This is a genomic window from Bacillus cereus group sp. BfR-BA-01382, from assembly GCF_022663475.1.
GTDB classification, from domain to species: Bacteria; Bacillota; Bacilli; order Bacillales; family Bacillaceae_G; genus Bacillus_A; species Bacillus_A thuringiensis_S.
Genome location: NZ_JAKUFQ010000173.1, coordinates 1 through 5770, shown reverse-complemented (window position 1 = coordinate 5770; position 5770 = coordinate 1). Strand labels below are relative to the sequence as shown.

Here is a 5770-nt window from a genome sequence, read left to right as displayed (position 1 = left end):
TTCATCCTGAGCCAGGATCAAACTCTCCAATAAAGTTAGTTTGTCTAGCATCTAAAAATAAAAATTGACGTTTCACGTTGTTTGTTTCGTTCAGTTTTCAAAGAACTACTTAGTCGCTCATTTGCGACTTCCTTATGTTAACATCTTCATCTTTCAATGTCAACTAAGTTTTTCATTTTGTTTGTCGCTTGCGACGTTATTGTCATCGGCGACTTGTTCTATATTACACTTCATTTGTATAATCGTCAACATCTTTTTATAAAGATATTCAAGTTAATATTTTTATGCTCTTTTAACTAGACACGTCTCTATAGGATTTCATTATCGGAGCACGCTTTCTGCTTCTCTTTAATTTATTCTTCCAAACATATTCGAGTTAATTTGAGCTCTAGACTTAACTCGTGCGGACGTTTCCCTCCAACAAAACTAGCAACCTTATTTTAACAAATACTAGTATATAATTAGAGAGTTGTTGTACTATCAATAAAACTCTATTAGAAGCAGGTGAAAATATGAAAGATATACGTATCCTTTTAGCAGACGACGATAAAGAAATCCGAAATTTATTAAAAATATATTTAGAACGAGAATTATATATGGTAGACACTGCAATCAACGGCGAAGAAGCCTTGCATTTATTTAATCAAAATAACTATAACCTCGTTATATTAGATCTTATGATGCCCAAAATAGATGGAATCGAGGTATGTAAAAAGCTTAGATATAAAACTAACGTACCTATATTAATGCTCACCGCTAAAGATCACGAAATTGATAAAATTTTAGGCTTAAGCATTGGTGCTGATGATTACATTACAAAACCTTTCAGCATTCACGAAGTAATTGCACGAGTAAAAGCTCTTATGCGGCGTTTTTTAGTTCTTGGAAGTAGCAATACTGCTCAAGAAAAAACAACTTTATCTTTTAAAGGACTAACTTTCAATCTAAATACATACACAGTTCATACAAATAAAGAAGAAATTAACTTAACCGGAAAAGAACTGGAACTATTAAAATTCTTTACTTCAAACCCAGGACAAGTATTTACAAAAACACAGCTCTTCCAAAATGTGTGGGACGATAATTATATAGAAGATGACAATACCGTTATGGTACATATTCGAAAACTTAGAAAGAAAATAGAAATCGACCCTTCCAATCCAAAATTCATTCAGACTATATGGGGAATTGGTTATAAGTTTGTAGGTGAAAAGCTTGAAGACTGATAAAACCCTCTCCCTTATTACATTACAACTTATCATTTGTGGGATTTTAAACATACAAATGGAACCAAGATTAAAAATGTCTTTATTTATAATCCTTATCTTAATTACAATTTATCTCTTCTTTTCAAGAATACAATTCATTCAACATCGCAAGGCAATGGATACTAAATTAAGTCGTGTACTAAAAGGAAACTTACAAACGAGATTATTCACAAGCAATGACCACTCATTACATAATATCGTTTTTTCAATAAACGAGCTAATAGCTAAATTAGAGCAAGTTCAGATTGAAGCCAAAAGATCCGAGGAATCCAGAAAACAACTTTTGTCTAGTATCTCCCACGATATACGAACACCACTCACCTCCATCATCGGATATATAGATGCTTTAAAAGATGGGGTTGCTGTTTCTGAAATAGAAAAACAAGAATACCTTAAAATACTTTATATGAAATCAAATAACTTAAAGCACCTAGTTGATGAAATATTCAATATGGCGAAGCTAGACGCTAATGAATTTCCACTAAAAGAAGAAGAACTCGACTTTTCTGAAGTTACTAGAGAAGTTTTGATTGAATTTTTACCTGAGCTCTCAAAACATAACATCGAACTGCAAGTTCTCATACCAGAATCTACTTGCCCTATTATCGCAGACCATCTGAGCCTTATGCGGATTATGAGTAATTTAATGAAAAATGCCATTTATTACGGAAAGGATGGAAAAATAGTAGGAGTCGAACTACTAGAAACCGATAGAGAATATGAACTTCATATTTGGGACAAAGGCCCTGGTATTCCAAAGCATGATTTACAAAATGTGTTTGAGCGAATGTACCGAAGCGAACAATCAAGAAACTCCTCGTTTGGTGGTAGTGGTCTCGGGCTCTCTATTTCTAAAGCGCTCGTTGAGAGAAATGGTGGGCATATATGGGTTGAAAGCACTCCATGGAAACGAACTATTTTTGGCTTTTCTATTCCAAAACACAATACTTTTAAGAAATAGTTAAGAAATGATTAATATGCAGTTAAGCCTTCCTTTTTATGATGTAAGTAAGAACTTATAGAAAGCAGGTGTCTCCTATAAATACAATTATAAAAACGACTAACCTTACTAAAGTATATGGCAATCAAAAATCAGTAGATAATTTAAATATTAATGTTCAACAAGGGGAGATTTATGGCTTCATAGGCCGCAACGGTGCTGGTAAAACAACAACCATTCGTATGCTGCTTAGTCTTATAAAGCCTACAAGTGGAACGATTGAAATATTTGGAGAGAACTTATTCCAAAATCAAAAAGATATTTTAAGCAGAATTGGTTCTATAGTTGAAGTTCCAGGATTTTATGAAAACTTAACTGCAAAAGAAAACCTATTAATTAATGCAAAGATAATTGGGGTTCACAAAAAGAATGCTATCGAAGAAGCATTAGAAATAGTAGGCTTGCAGCATGAGACAAAAAAGTTAGTAGGAAAGTATTCTTTAGGAATGAAGCAACGCTTAGGAATTGCACGCGCTCTTCTCCATTATCCCGAGCTACTCATATTAGATGAACCAACTAACGGACTAGACCCTATTGGTATTAAAGAAATGCGAAAACTTATTCATTCTTTAGCCCAAGAAAGAAATATAACCATACTCATTTCTAGTCACATATTAGCCGAGGTAGAACAGTTAGTCGATCGTATCGGAATTATTCATGAAGGAAAGTTACTAGAAGAAGTTTCTCTTGATACGCTACGTAAAGCAAATCGTAAGTACATAGAGTTTCAAGTGAATAATGACAATAAAGCTGTGATGTTATTAGAAAATCATCTTCAAATTTTTGATTATGAAGTACACGATGAAGGGAATATTCGTATTTACTCTCATTTTGGACAACAAGGATACATAAATAGAACGTTAGTTCTCAATGGTATTGAAGTATTAAAAATGATGATAAGTGAAGATAGACTAGAAGATTATTTCACCAAGCTAGTTGGAGGTGGAACAATTGGTTAATCTACTCTATACAGAACTCTTAAAATTAAAACGCTCTAATATGTTTTTAATTAGCATTATTGGTGCTGGTGTCGCACCTTTCTTAGTTGTAGTAGCCTCTTATATACATATAAAAACAAAACAGCCAACTCCGACTATTTGGTTCCATCAATTATTCACTGATGTTAACTTATATACTACTTTAGTTATAGGATTCCCCTTATATGGAGTAGTGGTTGCATATTTGCTTACCCGCGAATATGCAGAAGATACACTAAAAAATTTACTAACTATCCCCGTGTCGCGCATTAGCTTTATTATAAGTAAATTCATCATTCTCTTTCTTTGGATCATGATGCTAACTTTAGTCGCTTGGACACTTACTTTAATATTAGGGCTATTGGGGAATTTCCCTGGTTTTAACATTGCTTTACTTTTAAGTTCTTTCCTAGAATTTTTAATATGTGGTGGACTTCTCTTTCTATTGTCTTCACCTATTGTACTACTAACTCTTGTCATGAAGAGCTATGTACCGCCCATTATATTAACAGTCATTATTACAATGACCAATCTTATGCTCGTAAACTCCAAGCATAAAGATTTATTTCCGTGGACCGCTACTCTAGATATCGCAAATAATGAATTACAACCGACATATCCACCAGAGTATTCTTATATCATCATTGCAGTAACAACAATTTCCGGATTTATTGCAACACTATTCTATTTTAAAAAAGTAGACATTCATTAATTTATAGGAGTGAAACTATGAGCGATATCATTATTGCCTTCATACTCGGTATTGTAGAAGGATTAGCTGAATTTTTACCTATATCTTCTACTGGCCACCTTATATTAGTCGGGCATTTATTAGACTTTGAAGGAGAAAGAGCAAAAACGTTTGAAATTGTTATTCAGCTAGGCGCAATTTTAGCTATTGCAATTTTATATCATAAACGTCTCGTTTCTCTATGTAATATTAAGCCTCTTCTACGGAAAGAGAAAAAATTCAACGCGTTTCATGTATTTCTTGGCGTATTTCCGGCAGTAGTGGCTGGTTTGCTACTACATGATATTATTAAAACATACTTATTTCAGCCATACACTGTTGTGATTGGACTTGTAGCAGGGGCAATTGTTATGATCTTTGCAGAAGTAAAAAAGAAAGAGGCAACCGCCTATTCACTGGACGATTTAACATACCGTCAAGCTTTAACAATTGGATTATTTCAGTGCTTAGCAGTATACCCTGGCTTCTCTAGAGCTGGCTCTACTATCTCTGGAGGTCTATTAGCAAAAGTAAATTATAAAACCGCATCCGAGTTCTCTTTTCTAATAGCTCTTCCTGTAATGGTTGGAGCTACAGGCTTAGACTTACTAAAAAGCTGGGAGTATTTAAGTGTCGATGACATCCCTATGTTTGCGGTAGGATTCATTACCTCTTTTACCGTAGCAATGCTAGCGGTAGTAACTTTTCTAAAGCTTTTAGAGAAGATAGGTTTAAAACCTTTTGCATACTATCGTATTTTGTTGGCTATCTTATTTACGCTTTTCGTATTACTATAGATTCATATAAGTCACATATCATTAAACTGATATTCAATTTTAGAATATCGGTTTTTTATCTATTTCAACTCTAGTACTACTCACTTCAATATGGCATAGTGATAATAAGCTACCATTAATAGTCTGAACGTTCTTTAAGTAACTATATCCTTTATCATAAAATGCAATTGGGAAATTAAAGATTCTATATATATACAGAACATATTTACAAACCATATTCATTCCACATAGTATCTTTTTAATTTGCAACACACTGATACAAATTTCAAATGAGCACAAAGACAGAATAAGTAAATAAATAAATTTCCTAGGAATTATAAAGCGACTAAATTTAATTAGAGTGAGGTGACGATAAAATGAATCAATTAGCACAGACATATTGGAATACTTATTGGGGAAACAACAAAAAACCAGAATCTGTTATAGCTTGGCAATTTGGAGATTCCCCTAATTATCTTGCACAACTAGTAATTGACGGTATTAAAACTGCTACATGCTCCGGTCACATTTTTTATGAATTAGAAAATGAACCGCTACCGACCACTAATGATTATAGTATTATACTTAATAGTAATGATGAACCTGTAGCTATTATTAAGATAATAGAAGTAACTGTAACACCAATGAATGAAGTAAGCGAAGAATTCGCTATCGCTGAAGGCGAAGGAGATCGTACTTATAATTACTGGAGAGACACCCATGTTCGTTTTTTTACAAAGGAACTAAATGAGCTTGGTCTTAATTTCTCTGAAGATATGTTACTCGTCTGTGAGCGTTTTGAACTTGTTGATGTGAACAATAAAGTGAAATTATAAAAAACTGAGATTTACCACCCATTCTTATTTTTATAAAACACAAAAAAGACAAGTCATTCTGACTTGTCTTAAAGTTGCTTGGCGACGTCCTACTCTCACAGGGACAAGGTCCCAACTACCATCGGCGCTAGAGAGCTTAACTTCCGTGTTCGGTATGGGAACGGGTGTGACCTCTCTGCCATC

Annotated in this window: 6 protein-coding genes and 1 rRNA gene; 6 read left to right on the top strand and 1 reads right to left on the bottom strand. The window is 33.7% G+C overall.

Features of this window, described 5'->3' with window-relative positions; translation table 11 throughout:
* Positions 1-512 precede the first annotated feature (512 nt).
* The 6 genes from MR160_RS32435 to MR160_RS32410 all read left to right on the top strand — a co-directional run bounded on the left by MR160_RS32435 (position 513) and on the right by MR160_RS32410 (position 5587).
* Positions 513-1226 (top strand): response regulator transcription factor, encoded by a 714-nt coding sequence (locus MR160_RS32435; protein WP_000652004.1) that lies wholly within the window; start codon positions 513-515, stop codon positions 1224-1226.
* Entirely contained in the window at positions 1216-2229 is a 1014-nt protein-coding gene (locus MR160_RS32430) for a sensor histidine kinase (protein WP_000845349.1), read from the top strand. The genes MR160_RS32435 and MR160_RS32430 overlap by 11 nt, the downstream gene beginning before the upstream one ends.
* 68 nt (positions 2230-2297) lie before the next feature.
* Positions 2298-3227 (top strand): ABC transporter ATP-binding protein, encoded by a 930-nt coding sequence (locus MR160_RS32425; RefSeq protein WP_000074583.1) that lies wholly within the window; start codon positions 2298-2300, stop codon positions 3225-3227.
* On the top strand, positions 3220-3957 hold the full coding sequence (locus MR160_RS32420; protein ID WP_000247718.1) for an ABC transporter permease: 738 nt from the start codon (positions 3220-3222) through the stop codon (positions 3955-3957). Before MR160_RS32425 ends, MR160_RS32420 begins: the two co-directional genes overlap by 8 nt.
* A 17-nt stretch (positions 3958-3974) precedes the next feature.
* Entirely contained in the window at positions 3975-4772 is a 798-nt protein-coding gene (gene uppP / locus MR160_RS32415) for an undecaprenyl-diphosphate phosphatase UppP (protein ID WP_001279951.1), read from the top strand.
* Positions 4773-5128: 356 nt separating this feature from the next.
* Entirely contained in the window at positions 5129-5587 is a 459-nt protein-coding gene (locus MR160_RS32410) for an ASCH domain-containing protein (RefSeq protein WP_001072428.1), read from the top strand.
* Between the two features lie 76 nt (positions 5588-5663).
* Here MR160_RS32410 and rrf read toward each other — a convergent pair.
* Positions 5664-5770 (bottom strand): 5S ribosomal RNA (gene rrf, locus MR160_RS32405); the annotation flags it as partial.

Coding starts and splice junctions, on each gene's coding strand:
- uppP (WP_001279951.1), top strand. CDS start 3,975: ATGAGCGATATCATTATTGCCTTCATACTCGGTATTGTAGAAGGATTA.
- MR160_RS32435 (WP_000652004.1), top strand. CDS start 513: ATGAAAGATATACGTATCCTTTTAGCAGACGACGATAAAGAAATCCGA.
- MR160_RS32410 (WP_001072428.1), top strand. CDS start 5,129: ATGAATCAATTAGCACAGACATATTGGAATACTTATTGGGGAAACAAC.